This window comes from Enteractinococcus coprophilus (genome assembly GCF_006716305.1).
Lineage (GTDB): Bacteria > Actinomycetota > Actinomycetes > Actinomycetales > Micrococcaceae > Yaniella > Yaniella coprophila.
In genome coordinates this window covers 120,951-140,063 of the sequence record NZ_VFOU01000003.1, presented here as the reverse complement: position 1 = coordinate 140,063, position 19,113 = coordinate 120,951, and the positions used below count along the sequence as shown (strand labels likewise).

At 60.4% G+C, this 19,113-nt stretch carries 15 protein-coding genes; 8 read left to right on the top strand and 7 right to left on the bottom strand.

Features of this window, described 5'->3' with window-relative positions; translation table 11 throughout:
• Nucleotides 1-42: 42 nt before the first annotated feature.
• Both purE and FB556_RS08650 read right to left on the bottom strand, forming a co-directional pair.
• Entirely contained in the window at nt 43-579 is a 537-nt protein-coding gene (gene purE / locus FB556_RS08655; RefSeq protein WP_141866816.1) for a 5-(carboxyamino)imidazole ribonucleotide mutase, read from the bottom strand.
• Nucleotides 580-590: 11 nt separating this feature from the next.
• Nucleotides 591-1,751: a 5-(carboxyamino)imidazole ribonucleotide synthase gene (locus tag FB556_RS08650; protein WP_141866814.1), complete on the bottom strand. Its 1,161-nt coding sequence runs from the start codon at nt 1,749-1,751 to the stop codon at nt 591-593.
• Between the two features lie 176 nt (nt 1,752-1,927).
• Between FB556_RS08650 and FB556_RS08645 the strand changes: the two genes are divergently transcribed.
• Nucleotides 1,928-2,488 (top strand): GtrA family protein, encoded by a 561-nt coding sequence (locus FB556_RS08645; protein ID WP_141866812.1) that lies wholly within the window; start codon nt 1,928-1,930, stop codon nt 2,486-2,488.
• A gap of 7 nt (nt 2,489-2,495) precedes the next feature.
• Here FB556_RS08645 and FB556_RS08640 read toward each other — a convergent pair whose 3' ends face one another.
• Entirely contained in the window at nt 2,496-3,173 is a 678-nt protein-coding gene (locus FB556_RS08640) for a hypothetical protein (protein WP_141866810.1), read from the bottom strand.
• A 286-nt stretch (nt 3,174-3,459) separates the two neighbouring features.
• Here FB556_RS08640 and FB556_RS13690 point away from each other — a divergent pair, with 286 nt between their 5' ends.
• From FB556_RS13690 to FB556_RS08625, 3 genes are read left to right on the top strand one after another with little or no spacing between them, the layout of a single operon-like run.
• The gene (locus FB556_RS13690; RefSeq protein WP_141866808.1) at nt 3,460-3,987 is read left to right on the top strand and encodes a WhiB family transcriptional regulator; all 528 of its coding nucleotides are present in this window, start codon (nt 3,460-3,462) and stop codon (nt 3,985-3,987) included.
• Between the two features lie 3 nt (nt 3,988-3,990).
• On the top strand, nt 3,991-7,422 hold the full coding sequence (locus FB556_RS08630) for a glycosyltransferase (protein WP_141866806.1): 3,432 nt from the start codon (nt 3,991-3,993) through the stop codon (nt 7,420-7,422).
• Nucleotides 7,419-9,149, top strand: coding sequence for a DUF5719 family protein (locus tag FB556_RS08625; protein ID WP_141866804.1), 1,731 nt, complete (start codon nt 7,419-7,421; stop codon nt 9,147-9,149). The genes FB556_RS08630 and FB556_RS08625 overlap by 4 nt, the downstream gene beginning before the upstream one ends.
• Nucleotides 9,150-9,161: 12 nt before the next feature.
• On the opposite strand, the gene FB556_RS08620 is transcribed toward FB556_RS08625, so the two are convergent.
• Nucleotides 9,162-9,518 (bottom strand): hypothetical protein, encoded by a 357-nt coding sequence (locus FB556_RS08620; protein WP_141866802.1) that lies wholly within the window; start codon nt 9,516-9,518, stop codon nt 9,162-9,164.
• A gap of 51 nt (nt 9,519-9,569) precedes the next feature.
• On the opposite strand from FB556_RS08620, the gene FB556_RS08615 reads away from it, so the two are divergent.
• Both FB556_RS08615 and ahcY read left to right on the top strand, forming a co-directional pair.
• Nucleotides 9,570-9,950, top strand: coding sequence for a DUF3499 family protein (locus FB556_RS08615; protein ID WP_141866800.1), 381 nt, complete (start codon nt 9,570-9,572; stop codon nt 9,948-9,950).
• A gap of 74 nt (nt 9,951-10,024) precedes the next feature.
• Nucleotides 10,025-11,566 carry an adenosylhomocysteinase gene (gene ahcY, locus FB556_RS08610; protein WP_141866798.1) on the top strand — a complete coding sequence of 514 codons (1,542 nt, stop codon included), beginning with the start codon at nt 10,025-10,027 and terminating at the stop codon, nt 11,564-11,566.
• Nucleotides 11,567-11,627: 61 nt separating this feature from the next.
• Here the strand turns inward: ahcY and FB556_RS08605 are convergent, their stop codons facing one another.
• Together FB556_RS08605 and FB556_RS08600 are read right to left on the bottom strand one after the other, a co-directional pair.
• Entirely contained in the window at nt 11,628-13,718 is a 2,091-nt protein-coding gene (locus FB556_RS08605; protein ID WP_141866796.1) for an HNH endonuclease signature motif containing protein, read from the bottom strand.
• 363 nt (nt 13,719-14,081) lie between these two features.
• Nucleotides 14,082-14,876 (bottom strand): RDD family protein, encoded by a 795-nt coding sequence (locus FB556_RS08600; protein WP_141866794.1) that lies wholly within the window; start codon nt 14,874-14,876, stop codon nt 14,082-14,084.
• A 94-nt stretch (nt 14,877-14,970) separates the two neighbouring features.
• Between FB556_RS08600 and FB556_RS08595 the strand changes: the two genes are divergently transcribed.
• Both FB556_RS08595 and FB556_RS08590 read left to right on the top strand, forming a co-directional pair.
• Nucleotides 14,971-15,963, top strand: a complete 993-nt coding sequence (locus FB556_RS08595) for a stage II sporulation protein M (RefSeq protein ID WP_141866791.1) — start codon at nt 14,971-14,973, stop codon at nt 15,961-15,963.
• A gap of 87 nt (nt 15,964-16,050) precedes the next feature.
• A complete protein-coding gene (locus tag FB556_RS08590; RefSeq protein ID WP_141866789.1) occupies nt 16,051-17,229 on the top strand; it encodes a TIGR01906 family membrane protein in 1,179 nt (392 codons plus the stop codon).
• Here FB556_RS08590 and FB556_RS08585 read toward each other — a convergent pair.
• A complete protein-coding gene (locus FB556_RS08585; protein ID WP_141866787.1) occupies nt 17,220-19,085 on the bottom strand; it encodes an AMP-dependent synthetase/ligase in 1,866 nt (621 codons plus the stop codon). The two genes, FB556_RS08590 and FB556_RS08585, sit on opposite strands and share 10 nt — an antisense overlap.
• Between the last annotated feature and the right edge of the window lie 28 nt (nt 19,086-19,113).

Genomic DNA, 19,113 nt, shown 5'->3' with positions numbered 1-19,113 from the left:
ATTGGTGTCGGGAAGAAAGAATCGGAAACCGAATGAGACAGTCTAGCGGATCTCGGTAGACGTGAGTTGAGCCTTCAAGTTTGCGCCTTTGGCCTGTGCTTGGGCATTGAGGTCGGCGGTAAAGGCTTTCAGCTGGTCACGCAACCGTTGGGCGTCGTCGTCGGTATTTGCTGCTAACATCTTCACCGCAAGTAGTCCGGCGTTGCGGGCTCCGTTGATCGACACGGTTGCGACTGGCACACCGGCGGGCATCTGGACGATCGACAGCAGCGAGTCGAGGCCATCGAGCGCTTGGAGTTTCACGGGGACACCAATGACCGGCAGCTCGGTGGTTGAAGCAAGCATTCCGGGCAGGTGGGCGGCCCCGCCGGCACCGGCGATGATGACCGATAGACCGCGCTCGGCGGCACTGGAACCGTATTCGATCATCTCGTGGGGCATGCGGTGGGCCGAAACGACTCGGACCTCATGGGCAATGCCGAATTCCTCGAGGGCTTCAGAGGCCGCTTGCATCACGGGCCAGTCAGAGTCCGAGCCCATCACCACGCCAACGCGAGGGGTATCCTGTGCTGCTGCCATGGAAAAGCTCCTTAGTATTCGGTTGTGCCGTGACGGATAATTTCTGCCGCATCAATCGCGGCCGCAAGCGCCGCGTCGAGGTCGCCGTCGGTGGCTAGAACATTGACGTGTCCAATTTTACGTCCGGGACGCACGGATTTACCGTAGGCGTGGATTTTGGCGGCCGGATACTTCGCCATGGCTAGCGGAAACGCCGCGTAGAGATCGTGATTCTCGGCGCCCAAGTAGTTTTTCATCACCGTATAGGGCACGATCGGGTCGGTTGCACCAAGCGGCAGGCCCAGCACGGCGCGTAAATGTTGTTCAAATTGGCTGGTGATCGCCCCGTCTTGAGTCCAGTGCCCGGTATTGTGTGGGCGCATGGCCAGTTCGTTGATCATGAATCCGGGAGCGACATCGGGGGTATGGAACAGCTCCACGGCCAGCATGCCGGTCACGCCCACACCGTTGGCAATCGTCTCGGCTGCCTGGCGCGCCGCGTTGGCAGTTGTCTCGTCTAAGTCAGGGGCGGGCGCTTTGACAATATCGGCCACCCCGTCGGTTTGGATGGTCTCAACAACCGGGTAGGTTGCGGTCTCACCGGTAGTGGACCGGGCGATTTGAGCGGAGAGTTCGGAGCGGAAATTGACCTTCGCCTCGACGAGTAAGGCCGCGTGATCGCCGTTGAACCAGACCTTGGCCTCACGGGCTTCGGCCGCCGAATCCAACACCCACACACCCTTGCCGTCGTAGCCGCCTCGCGGGGTTTTCAGCACGACCGGCCAGCCGATGTCATCACCGGCGGCTACCAGCTCATCCAGGGTCGTTACCGCGCGCCAGTCCGGTTGTGGCAAGCCCAGTTCGGCCATCTTGCGGCGCATGGCCAACTTGTCTTGGGCATAGACCAGCGCATCCGGACCCGGGGCAAGTCGCACCCCGGCGTCTTCGAGCCGGTGCAAGTGTTGGGTGGGCACATGTTCATGATCAAAGGTGACGACATCGACGGTCTCGGCAAAGGCTGCCAGCGTGTCGTAGTCGGTGTAATCACCGACCGTATACGTGGCCGCCGTGGTGGCTGAAACATCGTCAGCCTCAGCTAGCACGTGCAATTTGATCCCCAGATTGATCGCGACCGGAGCCATCATTCTGGCTAACTGGCCGCCGCCTACTACACCTACAGTTGGAAAAGTCACCCTTCTACAGTAGCTTGGATTTTTCGCTCGCGTGGTCGCTGCGCGACTGACGACACACAGCCCGCCTGTGACCCCGCGTGATTGCAATCGAAGGACAACCCATCGGGTTCAAGGATTTTCCAGGTTGCACCGGCTAGAGTATCTTCGACAAAAACACGCCCGCTACGAAAGGACCGATGTTGCGCAAACTCACAGATCGCATCGTCGCGCTCGTCAGATTGCTGTGGCGTGAAGTCGCAAAATTCGGTGTCGTGGGTGGCATCGGCTTTTTTATCGACACCGGAATCTTCTTGTGGTTGATCACCGGCCCGATGGAGGATTCCGCGGTCAAGGCCAAGATCATTGCCACCGCGGTGGCCACGGTGTTCTCCTGGGTTGCCAACCGCTACTGGACGTTCCGTAATCGTCGCCAGGCCAACGTCATGCGGGAGCTGGTGTTGTTTTTGGTCATGAACGGCATCGGTGCCGGTATTCAAGCCGGGTTCGTGTTCATTGCCAAATACTTATTGGGCATCAGCTCTGCCGGGGGGATGGTGCTGTTCGGTAACGTCATCGGGCTGGGCTTTGCCACGATCTTTCGGTTCGTGTCCTATCGACTGTGGGTCTTTACCGAAGCCATCGAGGCCGACCCGGCAGCCATCCACGACAAAGACATCCTGACCGGGGCGATACCGCGGGTCGATCCGCGACCCGAATCCCACCCTGGCGACGAGCCCCACGAACGCACCGGGACCTAGCCGAAACCTAGCGCTTGATTGCAGCCCCGAGGCGCTCGGTTTCTATGATGCGGTCCAGCTGATCTGCCGCTGCGTCATCCACCAGGACCACCGGAGTACTGCGGCGCCACGCATCCACCATGACTGACCACAACGCCGGGCTCAACCGTGCGTCAGTCGAAGCGATGACGACGCCGCCCGACCGGATATCCGCCTCAGGCGGGACCGGATCCTGGGTCAAGGCGTTGCCGATGATATCCGGCGCCGGAAGCAATGCCTGATCAGCGTGGGAGAGTACCTCGTCGTCGAGATTGATCAGCGCTGGATCAACCTCATCGTGATGCGTGACGAGGATCTCACCTGGGGCGGTCTGGTAGTTCTCCGGCCTGTCGGTCAGGACGGCCGCGGCGTCGTCGGCCTCCTTGACGCAAGTCACAGCGCACCAGGCGACCCCAAGGACCAGGACCACCGCACGCCACGTCACCGGGACATCAACCACCATCGCATCCGGTGCGGCGATACCGTAGGAGTCGATCAGGTGGGTGGTTTTGGTTGCCCAGTTGATAGCGACGCGGCCGGAAAGTTCGGTGCGGTCGTGTCCCGTGTAGTGAATAATGGCGGGTTGCGGTGAGGCAGCCAGGTGACCGATCAAATCGGCGCCGGGTTCCAGTGGGTCGGTTGGTGAAAGTGAGCGCAGGGAGATCATGGGTTCCTTTGACGAACGATGGTGGTGTTCTCTAGGCTACGAACTCGGGCCGCTTGGCGCACCATCGTGACGTTTTACAGGTGGGCTGGACCCCGACGAGTGCTAGGAAATCCCTGGCAGACTCGAGATTGCGTCCGCTGTAGGCTTGACTAAAGTCGAGTTACACCGGTGTAATTAGGTCCAGTAGATTTGATCATTCACACCACAACGATCAGCACAAATATAACGAAACCCATGCTGTAGGGCAGCTAAGCTATGCCCAGGTGGAAATGCGCGAAAGGAACCAATGGACAATGCACAACGGGCGGAGCATGCCCGGATTGAGAGCCCATCCGTTACTCGGAACGGACGTGAAGTTCCTGTCGACTGGTTTGTGGATCCCGCCGATCCCAGCGCGGGTCACGACCTGACACCACTGGACGAACGAGCCACCGCGTATTTGGCGGCCCACGAGGCGATTACCGAGATTGCATCGGATCAAACCCCCTCGGCGACGGTGACGACGCTGCATCCGGCAACTCCCGCCCCCGTTGAGGTGGAGTCCGTAGATCTGTGGCAAACCCTGCCTGGGTTTGGTGATACCGCCGACGACGGCCAGCTGGCCTGGCAGGCCGATGCGCTGTGCGCCCAGACTGACCCCGAAGCATTCTTCCCGGAAAAGGGTGGCTCGACCCGCGATGCCAAAAAAGTCTGCGGTGCCTGCCCGGTCAAACAGCAGTGCTTGGAATATGCGCTGGCCAACGACGAACGCTTTGGTATCTGGGGCGGCATGTCGGAACGTGAACGCCGTCGTCTGCGGAAGAAGTCTTCATAACTCTTGGCTAAATACCACGTCACTGGGATATTCCTGTTAGAAGATCCCGCAAACGCTACCACCGAAGTCTTCACCTCCGCCCTGCTCGGGTCGGTTGGCCTGGATGCCGCGGTGGTGGTTACCGGCTCCACCATCGAGCCTGCGGTACTAGGTAACCTCAACCGGCTCATGGATGCCTCCGGGGTGCCCCACCATCATGTTGTGCACACCTCGGAGGGGTCCTTGGCCGGGGAACTGGCCGAGATCCTGGAAACTTCTGAAGCTGCGGCCCAACGAACCGGCACCCAGTCTTGGCTGTGGTTCATTACCGAGGACACGGTGGTTTCCGAGACCGCCCTGGCCGAACAACTCCAGGCCGTGGAAATCTCGCCGTCGGTAGCGATCGCCGGAGCCAAACAGCTGGTGGAGCGGCAACTGATCGACGTCGGACTGACCGTCGCGCACAACGGTGCTGTGCTGTCGATGATTGAACCCGGGGAACTTGACCAAGGTCAATACGACCACCGCACCGATACGTTTGCTGTGTCGCTGCCCGGGATGTTAGTCCGCACCGATGTCTTTGTGGCCCTGGACGGTTTTGACCCGCACACCCCCGAATCCGTGCGGACCGTGGATCTGTGTTGGCGCGCCCGGCTGGCCGGACACCGCGTGGCCGTGGTGCCCGCAGCCGAAGTGCAACACACAACCCACCCCGAGCCCGGCGACATCGCGGATCGCTGGGCGGCCGCTGGCTGGCTTCGCCTGAAACACACCGGATTCTTGTCGATGATCGGCGGCTGGCTGTGGGGGATTCTTGTGGCACTGGCCCGTATTGTCGTGGGACTCGTGGTCAAAGACCCGGCCACCGGATTCGCTCAAGCAACCGGGACCTTCCGCACGCTGGGACGCGTCGTCCCGCTGCTAGAGTCCCGCAAAGCCGCCGCAACGACTCGCACCAGACCCTTCGACGCCGTCGAAGAACTCCGCCCATCACGGGCACGGGTTCGCGACTACCGGCGCTCGGTCTTAGAAACCTCCGAACCCGACCGGGTGATAGGTGACGGCACCGGGGTGTCCGCTGCGCCCCAAGAAGCAACCGGCGGTCACGACGATTTTGATGAACTCGCCACCCCCGAGCGCAACTGGGTTGGTACCGGGGCGGTCACGCTGGCGGTCGTCTTCGGTGCTGTGGCGCTGCTGGGATTGCGTCACCTGCTCGGTGTCCCCGCACTGGCCGGGGGAAATCTGCTCCCTGTGACCGGAGACCTTGGCATCCTGGCCGCCAAAGCCGCCAGCGGCTTCAGTCTCACCGGCGTCGGCGCGCCCGGTTACGATGGCCCATTTGGTTGGCTATTGGTGCTCTTTGGCCTGACCTCGAACGCTTCGGAGGTCACCGTGTGGCTATGGATCCTGGCCCTACCGCTAGCCGCGCTGGGCGCTTGGTCGCTCGCTGGTGCCGTGACTACTGCACGCTATGTTCGCTTCGCCGCCGGGTTCGTCTGGGCGGGCGCTCCGGCATTGTTGACGGCGCTCTCCGAAGGCCGTCTCGGTGGAGTCATCACCCACCTGGTGCTGCCCTGGTTCGTCCTCGCGCTGCTCCGTGCGATCGGTTACCAACCCGATGACATTAAACTCTTCCGCGCCCTCCGCGACGACACCACACCGCGCCCGGTACGCCTGGGCCGCAAGCTGCGTGATGGCACGGCGACGACGTCGCTGACCGCAGCCGCCTGGGTGGCGATCTTACTGACCATGGTCACAGCGGTCGCCCCGATCATGTTCCTCCCGCTGACGGCGGGCATCGTCGCCATCTTTTGTGTCCTACGCCCCACGATCAGAACCCTCTGGTGGACCCCGCTGCTGGCGCTGACTTCGATGCTGCCGGCCATCGTGACCCACCGTTTCGATCTGCGCGCGATCTTCGCTGATCCCGGTGCACCTGCCGGCTACGATCCAGCCCCGACCTGGCAACAACTGCTGGGATTACCGCATCACATCGCTCTGGACGCCGGTCTTGCCGAACTACCCTGGCTCGATGTTGTCCATCCCGCCTTTCCATGGGCCGGGATTGCCGCCGGCGTCATCGCCGTGCCGTTAGTGGTCATGGCCGTCATCGGCGCGATTGCCCCCGGTCGGGGCGGGGGATTAGCCCGCACTGGCATGCTGACCGCCGTCGTCGGGTTAGCCATGGGTGTGCTCAATGCCGCGACCATTTTCGCAATTGACCAGACCGGCGTCCCGGTTGCACTCTCCACGATTCCAGCGGTTTCGCTGACCTGGCTTGGCTTCCTGGTCGCAGCGATCATCGGCGTCAACTACCTGACCGTGGCCAAATCCCAGCTGCGCACCACAGCGCAACACACTCGGGTGCGCGCCGGCTGGCCCGCCCGCACCGCGACCACCATCCTGGCGCTGACCGCAGTCTTGGCCGCCGGGGTGTGGCTGACCCCGCGCATGGTGCCCGCCGAAACCCTGGCCCAGGCACGTGCCGAGGCCCAAGACCAACGCGGCGTTGCCGCCGCCGAAGCCGCAACCGATGAGCAACTCGACACGACCGCCGCCGGGCACGAGCATCTTACCGGAACCCCAACCGTCACCGGCGTCGTCCAACGATCCCTGCCGGCCACCGCTGTCGATGCGGCCCTATCTGACCTGCACACCCGCACACTGGTGATCACCCGGACCACCGAGGGCATCCGCACCCACCTGATTTCAGGTGAGGGCACCATGCTTGATGATATGACCGGCACCTGGACGACACGTTCCGTTACCGGCGGCCTGTTCAACCCGCAACCGGCGGGTGCCGACGACGCCGATAATGCGCTGCGCACGGTGGCCGCACAGTTAACCACCGGTGTCGACGCCGACCCCCGGCCACTGCTGGACGCGCTCGGTGCCGGGTACGTGGTCCTCACCGATCCGGCGGGCACCGAAACGAGCCTGGCCGCCGGCATCGATGCCGCACCCGGGCTCGCCGCCGTGGGACATTCCCAGGCCGGCTGGTTGTGGCGCGTGGTGCCCGATGCAGTGGCAGAAGAAGCGGCTCCGGGCGTTGAGGTGCTGACCTCCGAGGGGGCCACCCCGCCGCGCGGTACCGCAACCGCTCGCGCCCGAATCGTGGCAGACGACCGGACCATCGCGATCGCGGCCTCGAATCCTGATGGTTCCATCGACGTGCAACTGCCCGACGGTCCCGAGGGCCGCGAACTGGTGCTCGCCGAGCGCGCCAACCCGGGCTTTCGGGCCTACGTGGATGACCAAGAACTCACGGCCACCACCACAGACCCCGACTGGGTCCAGGCTTTTGAACTGCCCGCCTCTGGAGGCAACCTGACCATGGAATATGCGCCCGCCGCCGGCAAATGGCTGTGGTGGGTCCCGGGCATCGTCGGGTTTATGACCCTGCTGCTGGGCATTCCAACGCCCGCGCGTCGTCGAATACGGGAGGCTGCATGACCAACAACTACAAGCCGGCCCCGAAGCCAGCTGTTGAACCCTCCGAACCGGCACCGGACACCGGTTCGACGCAACGAGCCCGACGTCGCGAAGCAGCCCTGCGCCGCCTGGAACGCACCAGCTTATCCAAGCGCACCGCCGCAGTGCTCGGGTTGGGCACCGCCGCCGCAGTTGCCACGATCACCGTGGCCGGCAGCCTGTGGTCACCCGCCCCGCCGGCAATGGACACTGCCGCCCGCGCGGCCGAACTGCCCGCAACCCCGGTTATCGGGGTGTGTCCTGCAGCGCCGGTGCTCCCCGAAGGAGCCGGTGCCGAAGAAGACCTCGATTTCTCCCCGCTGTCATCGGACGCCGTCACCGCGCTGACCGTAGCCGCCGGATCCGATCTGGCCGGTAACATCCCGGGCATCTCATATTTCCCCGCAACCCCCGGCCCCGATGGCCCCGGATCGACCGAACATATCACTGACTCCCTGGACGAAGAGCTACAGCAGGGCCCACCGGCCACTGCCGCCGACGACGGCACCGTGCGCCAGGAAGCCCACTTCGATGCGATCACCGACCCCGCTGGCAACGGCCAACCCATCGGCCTGACCGTGGAACCCGTGGGTGGTAACCCCGGGCTGGCCGCCGCGACCGCACAATACGCCGCCACCGACGGCGACCTCGCAGGCATGACCATCGGTGCCTGCACCCCGGCCGCCCACCAACACTGGCTCACCGGGGCGATCACCACCACCGGCACGACCGCAGTGTTGTCGATCACCAACCCCTCGGCCACCAACTCGACCGTGGATCTCAATGTTTTTGGCGACGACGGACGCATTGATGCCTCGGGCGCATCCGGGATCGTGTTGGCACCGGGCCAAACCAGCTCGATCCTGGTGGCCGGTCTTGCCCCGCGCCAGGAGTCCGTGGCCATTGGAGTCTCCACCTCGGGAGGTCCGGTTGCCGCCAGCATCCAGCAGCACCGCCTCGACGGGATCGTTCCCGCCGGAGTTGATACGCTGCAACCGGCTGCAACCGGCACAAATCTCGTCGTCCCCGGCCTGGTGATTCCCGATGACGCAGCCGACATCGCCGAGGCCGCCGGTCTGGCAGGCCAAACCCCGCAGCTGCACCTGGCATCCACCGGGGCCGCAGCCTCAGCCACCATCAGCCTGCGCGGACCCGATGGACCCGTGGATATTCCGGCGCAAGCCTCCGCGGTAGAACTTGCCCCCGGGGCCACCACAACGGTGGATTTCACCGGAGTCGCACCCGGCACCTATGCGGTGGCCATTGAAGCTGACGCCAACATCCTCGCCTCGGCCACGTCCCTGGCATTCAACCCGGCCGCCGATAATGACGACGCCACCGGCAACACTGCCGCGGTCGACACGGCCTACCAGTCGGCCACCCGCCCAATTCGCGGTGAAACCATGGTCGCGCTGCCAGCCCTGGGCGGTGCCGAATCGCAACTTATACTCTCCTCAGACACGGCTGCAACCGTCGCCGTCACCCCGATCACTGCCGACGGCGACCTGGGTGAAACCATCGACCAAGAGATCGCCGCCAATAGCGCGGTCACGGTAACCGACGGCAACGCTACCGCCTACGTGTTAGAAACCGGCTCAAGCTCCGTCTATGCCGGGGTGATCACCACTTCGGATGCCGGGATCTCGGCGATGCCCGTCAACTCGGTAACCGCCACCGGTTCAGGATTACCCGTGCGCCTGGGCTACTAGAAGCAGGGACACCTAAAACTCTGGATCAATCTCGGAGACGTCTTTGCCGGTCAGCGCTGCCCACTCGGTGATGAGTAATTCATAGAGCCGTTCGGGGAGCATCCCGTCGTCGGAATATTTCAGCTCAATAAATTTCCGGTGCAGTGTCAGCGCGACCTGTCCTGAGGAACCAATCCCGCCGGAGATCAGCGGGGGAGTATTGTCTTTGCGCCACCAGTCCATATCGGCCGGTGCGGTCACATATTGGATCGTGGCAACCTCACCCACTCGGTCCAGAAACCACCGGTGGGCAATTCCCAGCGCTCGATCAAAGCCGTCAGAAGGTAGCGGTCGCCGCCCGTGCCGATCGCGAGAAAAGAATCTAGCCACACCCCAAGACTAACAACCCTGTTTGGCACCCGTACGCTAGACTGAACCGCTGTGGGAACTCAACGATTTTGCACCAAAACCGCTTGCTCAAATTCAGCTGCAGCAACGCTGACTTTCAACTATGCTGATTCGACCGTCGTGTTGGGTCCCATGTCGCAGCGCGCCGAACCGCACGCCCATGATTTGTGTGCCAAACACGCTCAACAATTCACTGCTCCGGTCGGTTGGGAATTTCTGCAACTGACCGAACATTTGACCGACGACGACGATCTGCTGGCCGTTGCGAACGCCGTCGCCGCACCCGAGATCCCCGAGGCCCCGGCCGAAGCCAGTTCGGGCACCATCCAGCCGGTTGATCGCTCCGTGGCACCAGCTCGTCCCAGCCCACTGCCCGAGCACCACACCGGTTTACGTTTGGTTCGCCCCGAGTAGATTCAGCTCAATTATGTGACGCCCCGTTGCACCTCAACTGGTGGTGGGGCAGCGAGGCAGTAGTGTTAACTGCCATGACTACTTCGCCCGCCGTTGACCCGGCTTTTTCGAATAAATCTACCGTCCCAGGCGCTGACTTCGACTTCGCAATCCGCGACATCTCCTTACACGAAATCGGCCGCCATCAGATCCGCCTTGCCGAACATGAAATGCCAGGCCTGATGGCACTGCGCGAACAGTACGGTGAATCGCAGCCACTAGCGGGCGCGCGCATTGCTGGTTCGCTGCACATGACTGTTCAGACCGCTGTGCTCATTGAAACGCTGGTCGCATTGGGTGCGGAGGTTCGTTGGGCCTCGTGCAATATCTTCTCGACCCAGGACGAAGCTGCAGCAGCTGTCGTTGTGGGTAATGGCACCGCTGAAAAACCAAACGGTGTACCAGTATTTGCTTGGAAAAATGAGACCCTGGAACAGTACTGGTGGGCCGCCGAACAGATTTTCCTATGGCCAGGTGCCACAGAGGATCCAACGCTGGGTGCGAATATGATTCTCGATGACGGCGGCGACGCCACTCTGCTGGTCCATAAGGGCACCGAATTCGAAGCGGTGGGCATGGTGCCTGCGACCAGCGAAGATGACGCAGAAGAATATAAGGTCATCTTGCAAGCGCTGCGCAACTCCCTCGAAGCGGATAATCAGCGCTGGACCCGTATTGGCAAGAACATTCGTGGTGTCACGGAAGAAACCACGACCGGTGTGCTGCGGTTGAACCAGATGTTTGAAAACGGCGAGCTGCTATTCCCCGCCATTAACGTCAACGACGCGGTGACTAAATCGAAATTCGATAACAAATACGGTATCCGACACTCGCTGCCGGACGGCATCATGCGCGGCACCGATGTGCTACTGGGCGGCAAGACCGCCGTCGTCGCCGGCTACGGTGACGTCGGAAAGGGCGCGGCAGAGGCATTCCGTGGTCAGGGCTCGCGAGTTATCATCACAGAGATTGACCCGATCATCGCCCTGCAGGCCGCTATGGATGGTTACCAGGTGGCGCGTCTTGAAGACGTCGTAGAAACTGCAGATATTTTCATTACCACCACCGGTGGCCGTGACATTATCATGGCTGAGCACATGCTCGCTATGAAAGATAAAGCTATTGTCGGCAACGTGGGTCACTTCGATAATGAAATCGACATGGCCGGTCTTGCGCAGGTTCCTGGTGTTGAAAAGGTTGAGATCAAACCGCAGGTCCATGAGTGGATCTTCGATAAGGGCACCGAGAATGAGCGCTCGATCATTGTATTGTCTGAAGGTCGTCTCCTGAACCTTGGCAATGCCACTGGTCACCCGTCGTTTGTCATGTCGGCCTCGTTTACTAACCAGGTCATGGCTCAGATTGAATTATTCAATGCCGAAGGTGGTGTCGGATCGATCACCGGTAAGACCTACGAAATTGGTGTGCATGTGCTGCCGAAGCTGCTGGATGAGCAGGTTGCGCGGTTGCACTTGGAGTCGTTGGGCGTTCGTTTGACCGAGTTGAACAAGACGCAGGCTGAATACTTGGGTGTTGATGTGGCTGGTCCATATAAGCCAGAGCACTACCGGTACTAAACTCTGTTTCAGCGTGCTGCCACAGTTATCTCTCGGATAGCTGTGGCAGCACTGGTTTAACCTAGGAGTTCCAGTAGGCGTTGCGGAGCAGCGGCTGGGCCGGATCTATCCAGCGGGCCGGTTGAAAGAAGGTGAGCCCCTTGTGCTTTCGGATAATCCAACGGCCCTGGTGCATAGCATCGTGATGAAACGGACAAAGCGCGATGCCGTTGTCTTCGTCTGTGAGACCGCCATTGCCCCAAGCTTTGATGTGATGGATGTCGCAATAGGCTCCTGGGACTGGGCAGCCGGGTGCCTGACATCCTTTATCACGTGCAAGAATGGCACGGCGTTGCGCAGCGGTGAACAGTCGTTGTGCTCGTTTCTCCTGCAACACCTGGTCGGGTCCGTTCCAGATCTGCCCGGAGATGGTTGCATTACACATCAGAAGCTCTACATCATCCGGGTGGATCGGACCGATGTTCACCGTCTCAGAATGATACGGCGTCCAGGGGACAGGTTCGTCGTCACCCATGGCGGGGTCTGGCGGAACGAGTCGACTGTAGTGGTGGGGTTTATCAGTACACTCTGGTTCGTCTGGAGGATCGGGGTTGGGACGTTTGATCACCGGCGGCCGATACCCCTCGGGTCCCGAGGGTCTTCGGGCGGCCTTCGGGATCGAACCGAGTCCAAGGGTGTGATAAGCAGTTTCAATATCTTGGACTACGATCAGTTGAGCAGAAATGCCGTGGGCTTTCTTTCCGCCTAATTTGGTGGGATCCATGCTCAATAGGGTGAGCATGTGGCTCAAGAGGATGCCGCCCATTTTTTGCCCGGTCGTCAGTTCGTCGATGAGATTCATATCTCGGCCGGTAAGTGGCGTGCCCTCGGAGGTTTCTGCGACCACTCGTGTCGGATCAGGGGAGGTATCCCAGGTGGTCATGGGACCAAGCCAAGCACTCGGGATCGTGAGCGGCTCACCTTCATCTTCAGTACCCTCCGAGTCCTGGGAAGGCTCGGGTGGTGACGGTTCTTGAGGTACGGGCCGCGATTCTGCGGTCTCGGCTGGATCGTCCCCGGTCGCATCATCTGCATCCGGGGCGAGGAAACCTAAGACTTTGAGAGCTTCATCGGAGATGAGCACCGGGGAACCCGCGAAGTCTAATTGCTGCAGCATCCAATTCTTGAAGTTGGCGCTGACCGCTGGTGTAGCGTGCATAGAAAAAATAGCGCTGCCGTCCGCTTGATCTCGGCATTTGAGAGCATTATCCGCTGCCTTGGCGAATGCTCGCGATGGCGATGGCCCATCCGGGCAGATCCAGTGCGCTAGTTCTTCCACCCAGCGCTTCTTGACCTTGCCGAGCTCGTCAGGTGTCGTTGATTCTGCGGTTTCCACCATCACCGGTTCAAAGACCTGTAGTACTTTATTCTTGCGTTCTAACGGCTGATGAGTTTTCTGCGAATACTTGATCAACTCTTCATCGAAATCGATGAGTTTGTCTGCATTTTCTATCGGCAGATTCCCATTGGCCATGGATTGAGCCAGCTGTCCAAATACGGGTTTGGCATCTGGCGCTTCTGCATGCAGCCCTGGACGATGGGCCAGGTATTTGCCGCGTCGGATGATCTTTCTGGCATCCTTACGTGAGATGTGCATTGTAGTCGTCAAATAGTCCGCGACATCACGAAAATCTTTGGTCTTTCGTGGCGTTCCGAGATACTGCCGCTGATCCGCCATAGATGCTTCGAGGTAGCGAGAATATTGGGTGAGCGCACTCGCATGAAATCTAGAAAGTTGATTGAGCATATCGCCCATGGCTGGCAGAGAGTCACAGTAGTTTTCTGGTTCAAGCGGCGCGGGAACCGCTTCGTCGAGATTCCGCTCAGCCTGCTCGGTTTTCTCTAAGGTTGTTGACCCCAGGCCTTCGGCAGCTAACGGCGATGCGGGTTCTGAGGGGCTTTGGAATCCTGACCAATCCATACCGGCGGCATCATGAAATGTTGCGACTTCGTTGTAGGCGTGTGGGTCAGCCATGCGTTGCGAGAGCGTGCGCATTAAGACTGTGGCGGCGTGCAGAATCTCGCCTTGAGACGCGCTTTCTAATTCGTCTACATTAAGTAGCCTTGTGGACACGGGCGAACCCAAATCCGGGAGGATCTTTGGGATATCCATGACCGCGTCCTTTCACTACTAGATGTTCAACGAGTTGCAGTTGTGGAGTGAATGAGGAGAAGTAGTTATTAGCCCTATTTTACCTGGGTCGCATGTGTTAGGCAATGAATTTGAGGTAATTGTATTAAGTTGTTGAAAGGTTTGAGGCGATCTTTGAGCGTGTGTAGCGCTTAATCTGCAGGTCTAGTTATCGTGTTGCTGTTATTGTGGATGACAGTCCATTCCGTGGAAGTTTTCCACAGCCTTGCCGACCATGTTGCATTATCCGAAATCAGTATTTTCTGGATCCGCGGAGCATAAAAAATCCCCTGGCTGAACGGTATTCAGCCCGGGGGACGCTCCATAGCACCTAGAGGGTTGCGTCTAGAGTCGTAAGTATTGCTGGTCTCGTTCTCGGCGTTGACGGCGCTGCTGTAATACTGCATGATCGCGCTCGCGTCGTTCTGCCATGACACCGATGAGAAAGATCAGGGGATCAACCGCAGCTGGGGGACCGGGCGTGACATAGTGACGCATTTGATCCGAAAGGGCCGCGGCCATCGATGCAAGGGCTGCAGATTGCATCGTTGATGCATTACGTATCAACGCATTGACTTGGGTTGCTAGCGAGGTCGGGATACGGCCAACATCGGCGACCTGCGCCCACTGGTGCATTGCCGCGGGTAGTTGCGGTAGTTCTGAGGCTGGCCGTGGGGCACGGGCCATGATCACAAACGTCCCTGCCATCATGTCACCCAGCCGTTTGTATTGGCGGTTGAATAACGAGGCGATGATCGCCACGGACCCAGCGGTCATCCACAATTCGAATACGCCAGTCAGGCATCGAATGAATGCGTGCCGCCACCGAATGGTCGCACCGTCGTCACGCACGACGCGTAGCCCAAAGATCAATTTGCCTACGGAACGACCTTTAGACAGCCCCTCGACCAGCAGCGGGATAATGAACATCAGCGTGATCGCCGCCAAAATTACCACGGCCTGGGATGCTGCGATGTCCATCGCAAAGTGGGAAATAAACTTGGCAACCCCGATGAGTAAGAAAATCCAGGAGACCACGTAGATGGTCGCATCGATCAGTGCAGCGCCCAGGCGTGGCATGAAGTTCGCGGCGCGCAGGTTTAACATGACAGCTTCGCCGGTGATGGTGTATGTGTGCACGTACGCCCCAACTTTCCTATCGTTCTGGATCTGAGTTTAGTCGCAAGTGGGTGCAGACAAGTGTCCCATACCCAAGCCTAGTAGTGTGGGGTTTGTGGATCTGGAAGCGTATGCAGCAACTCACCGCCCCGATTGGCAGCGACTTGATCAGCTCGCCAAGCGAGGCCGGCTCACTGCCCAGGAGATTGACGAATTAGTGGAGCTCTATGAGCGAGTCTCCACGCACCTCTCAATTGTCCAGGCGCAAGATCCCGACGGCGTTGATGCCAACCGGCTGTCGTTGCTCATCGCTCGAGCGCGGGCCAAGCTCACTGCCGCATCCGGGTCACCCGCGGCGGGAATCAAAAGCTTTTTCGCTGTCAAATTGCCGTATGCGCTGTATCAAATTCGCTGGCTCACTATTGTCCTCGGGACAGCATTTTTCGCCGTCGCACTGGCCTATGGGTTCTGGTACGGCAATAATCCGCACATGTTTGATGCCATGATGCCCGAAGAATTCCAGATCGCTTATGTAGAAGAAGATTTTGTGGATTACTACTCGGAAAATCCGGCGGCGTCGTTTACGACGCTGGTGTGGGTGAATAACGCCTGGATCGCTCTGCAGGAAGTGGCCTTTGGAATCACCGGGTTTTTCGTCCCCTACGTCTTATGGGTCAACGCCCAGGGGCTGGGTATTTCGGCGGCACTGATGCACAAATACGATGAACTCGGCACTTTTTTTGCCTTTATCACTCCCCACGGTTTGATGGAACTGACCGCCATTTTCATCGCCGGCGCCGCCGGGTTGCGCGTGTTCTGGGCGTGGGTGGCTCCGGGTCGAGCTACGCGGTTGCAGTCCCTAGCCTATTGGGGTCGCCAATTGATTCTCGTGGGGATCGGGCTGATCGGTGTCCTGCTCATTTCGGGGCTTGTTGAAGGACTGGTCACTCCGTCGAATCTGCCTACCTGGGCCAAAATCACGATCGGGGCACTCGTGCTGGCCGCTTACTGGGCCTACACCTGGATTCTCGGTTCGCGAGCGGCCGCAGCCAACGCGGATGCTGACCTCGACGAGTACGACGGCGGCCGCCAATTGGTCACCGCCTAAAGTCTGCGCAACGCGCCGCCAGCTGTTGCCCACGGTCGTGACCAACACCGTAGGCTAACTATAAAGCGTGATGGAAAGGTTGGGACAATGTCGAAGCAATCCAAAGACCACCGTGCATCCTCGAACGACGGCGATGCAGCTCGCGACCCAGAAACTGTCCCTCTGGAGGGCCTGACCCCCGGCGAAGATATCAGTCCGGCCGAACCTGTGGCGACCCCGCGCAGACAACGGCGCCGGATTGATCCCGACGGCGATGCCTTAGAAACTGCTGCAGCCGTGGGGATTGGCCCGCGCAACCACCCCCGTCCTGGCGCCCGCCCCGCACCCGGATCCGAATTCTCAGCCGACCCACCGGCCGCACCACTACATGAACCAGCCACTCGGGTAACGCCACCACCGCCACCGATCAACGCTTCGACCGGCTCTTCTGCAGCCCCACGACCGGGCGCGGGAGCTTTCGAACCGTTGGAAGACTCGTTTGAAGACGCCGCGGCAGCTCGTGCCAAAGCCCGGGATCGTGCAGCCGTGGGCTCACCCACGCTGGTCCGCGTATTACAGGTCGTGCTGGCAATCCTGGCACCACTTGTCATCCTGATTGCGATGATCCGGCTGGTAGCCTCACCCGTGTTCTTATGGTTTGAATACCACCGTCCCGGATTCCCCGCTGATCAGTTCGGCATGGCCATTGACCAGCGTCTGACCCTGGGCTCCTATGGTCTGGACTACTTATTCAATCTTGCTCCGTCGGCCTACCTGGGTGATCTGCGTTTTGCCAATGGCAACCCGGTCTTTACCAATGACGAGGTCGCCCACATGGCCGATGTTAAACAGGTCATGATGATCACGATGATCGCTGGCCTTCTCGCAGCCATCGTGTGCGTCGTCGCCATGATAATGCTTTACCGGATGCGCAAGGGTGCCATCGCGCGAGCACTCTTTGCCGGGGCCGTTTGGTTCACGGTGGTCATGAGCCTGCTGGCCGTGGTCGCCGTCTTTGGTTGGCAAGCTTTCTTTGCCGGGTTCCATCAACTGTTCTTTGCCGAGGGGACCTGGACATTTGCCACCTCAGATTCGCTGATTCGGCTCTACCCGGGGCAGTTCTGGGTGGATGCCGCAGCCTGGGTCGGCGGGCTGACGCTGGTGGTCATGATCGTCATCCTGCTGGTCACCGCCCCGACCGCCCGTCGGCGCCAGCGCCGCGAACAAGCCCAGCGATTCCTGGAATCCCAGGTCACCGGCCAAACCGGCCAGCCACGTCAGCCATAGAGTTCTGCCATGGCGCCGTCAAAATCTTTGATCACCGAGGCGCGCCGCAGTTTCTCCGCCGGGGTCACATGCCCGGTGTCCTGTGACAACTCGGTGGGTAAAATGACCACCTTGCGCACCGATTCGGCCTGTGACACGCTCTGATTCGCGAGGTCAACATAGCTTTGGATCTCGGCCTGCACATCCGCGTCAGTGCGCGCCTGGTCCAGCGTCAGTCCAACTTTGCCGCGCCGGGCCGCCCACTGGGCCAGCTGTTCGGTATCCAGTGAAATCAGCGCGCCCACAAACGGTTTGTTTTCTCCGACGACGACGGCGTGGCCCACGATCGGACAGCTGGAGATAACCTCTTCTAACGGTGCCGGGGACACGTTCTTACCGCCCGCAGTGACTAACAGGTCCTTGGAACGTCCGGTAATGGAGATAAAACCATCGTCGTCGATTTCAGCTAGGTCACCGGTGGCGAACCAGCCGTCGTCGTCAAAGGAGTCGGCATTGGCCGTTTCGGACAGATATCCGGGGGAGATGACCACCCCGCGCAGCAGCAGTTCGCCGGTTTCAGATAGCTTGGCTTCCATGCCGGGGACGAGTTTGCCCACCGAACCTAGCCGGATATGCTCGGGCACATTGACCGAGGCCGGCGCGGTGGATTCAGTGAGGCCGTAGCCTTCAAAAATCGCCAAGCCCATACCGGTAAACTGGTGCGCCAGTTTCTCATTGAGTGCGCTTGCCCCAGAGATCGCGGACTTGGCTTCGCCGCCAAAGACCTCCCGGATCTTGCTGTACACCACGCGGTCGTAGAAGGCGTGTTTGATGCGCAAGCCGATCGGCATCTGGCCGGCCGCACGGGCGCGGGACCACTGTTCGGCCACGGTGATCGCATCGGTTAGCAGTGATTTGCGTAGCCCGGTGGCGTCCTCAGCCTGGGCGAGCACCGCGGTAAAGGCCTTTTCTAGCACTCGGGGCACCACGAGCAGCCAGGTGGGTTTATAGGCGCGCATGACCGTGGTGACATTGGCGGTGTCCGACGTGTGGGCCACCTGGATGCCGGCGACCAACGCAAAGTACTGGACTGCTCGGGCCAGGATGTGGGCCAACGGCAAGAACATTAACAGCCGCGGAGTCGGGTGATTCAGCACGATCTCATGGGCCCAGGGAACAATATTGACCGCACCCTCGGCCAGGTTGCGGTGTGAGATCCGCGCCCCTTTGGGTGGGCCCGTGGTGCCCGAGGTATAGACCACGGTAGCGGTCGAATCCATCGTGGCGACGCTGCGCGCGGCTTCCAGCGCGTCGTCGGAAATCCCAGCACCGGCCTTGGCCAACTGGTCCAGACCTGCCTCCGACAGCTTATGGCGTTCGATGTGTCCCAGTGACTCGTGGGTTTGGATGGCTCGATCGACAGCACGGGCCGGGGTGGTGCCGGCAATAAAGATCCGCCCGGCTCCGGAGTCGGTCAGAATATGGGCGATTTGCGATGGCGACGACGTTTCATAAATCGGCACCGACACCGCTCCGGCGAACCACAGTGCCTGGTCAATGACCGCCCAGTGGTAACTGGTAGCCGACATGACGGCCACCATCTCACCCGGTTGAACCCCGGTGGCGATCAGCCCTTTGGCCACCTGGCGCACCTGGTCGAGGAAGTCGAAGGCGGTGACCTCGCGCCAGGTCAGATTGTCGACGTCGTCGGTGGTTTGGACCGCGTACACCACTCTGGCCGGATCGGCCCCGAGCCGCTCAATGACCAGATCGGTCAGGTTGGTTTGTGGATCAAGCCGTGTGAGGTAAGGGGCGGAAACGTGCACGGGGCCTGCTTTCTGGGTGATGAAAATTGCCGCGACCAAGTCTACCGTCATGTCAACACCCGTGTCATGAGCCAGGTCA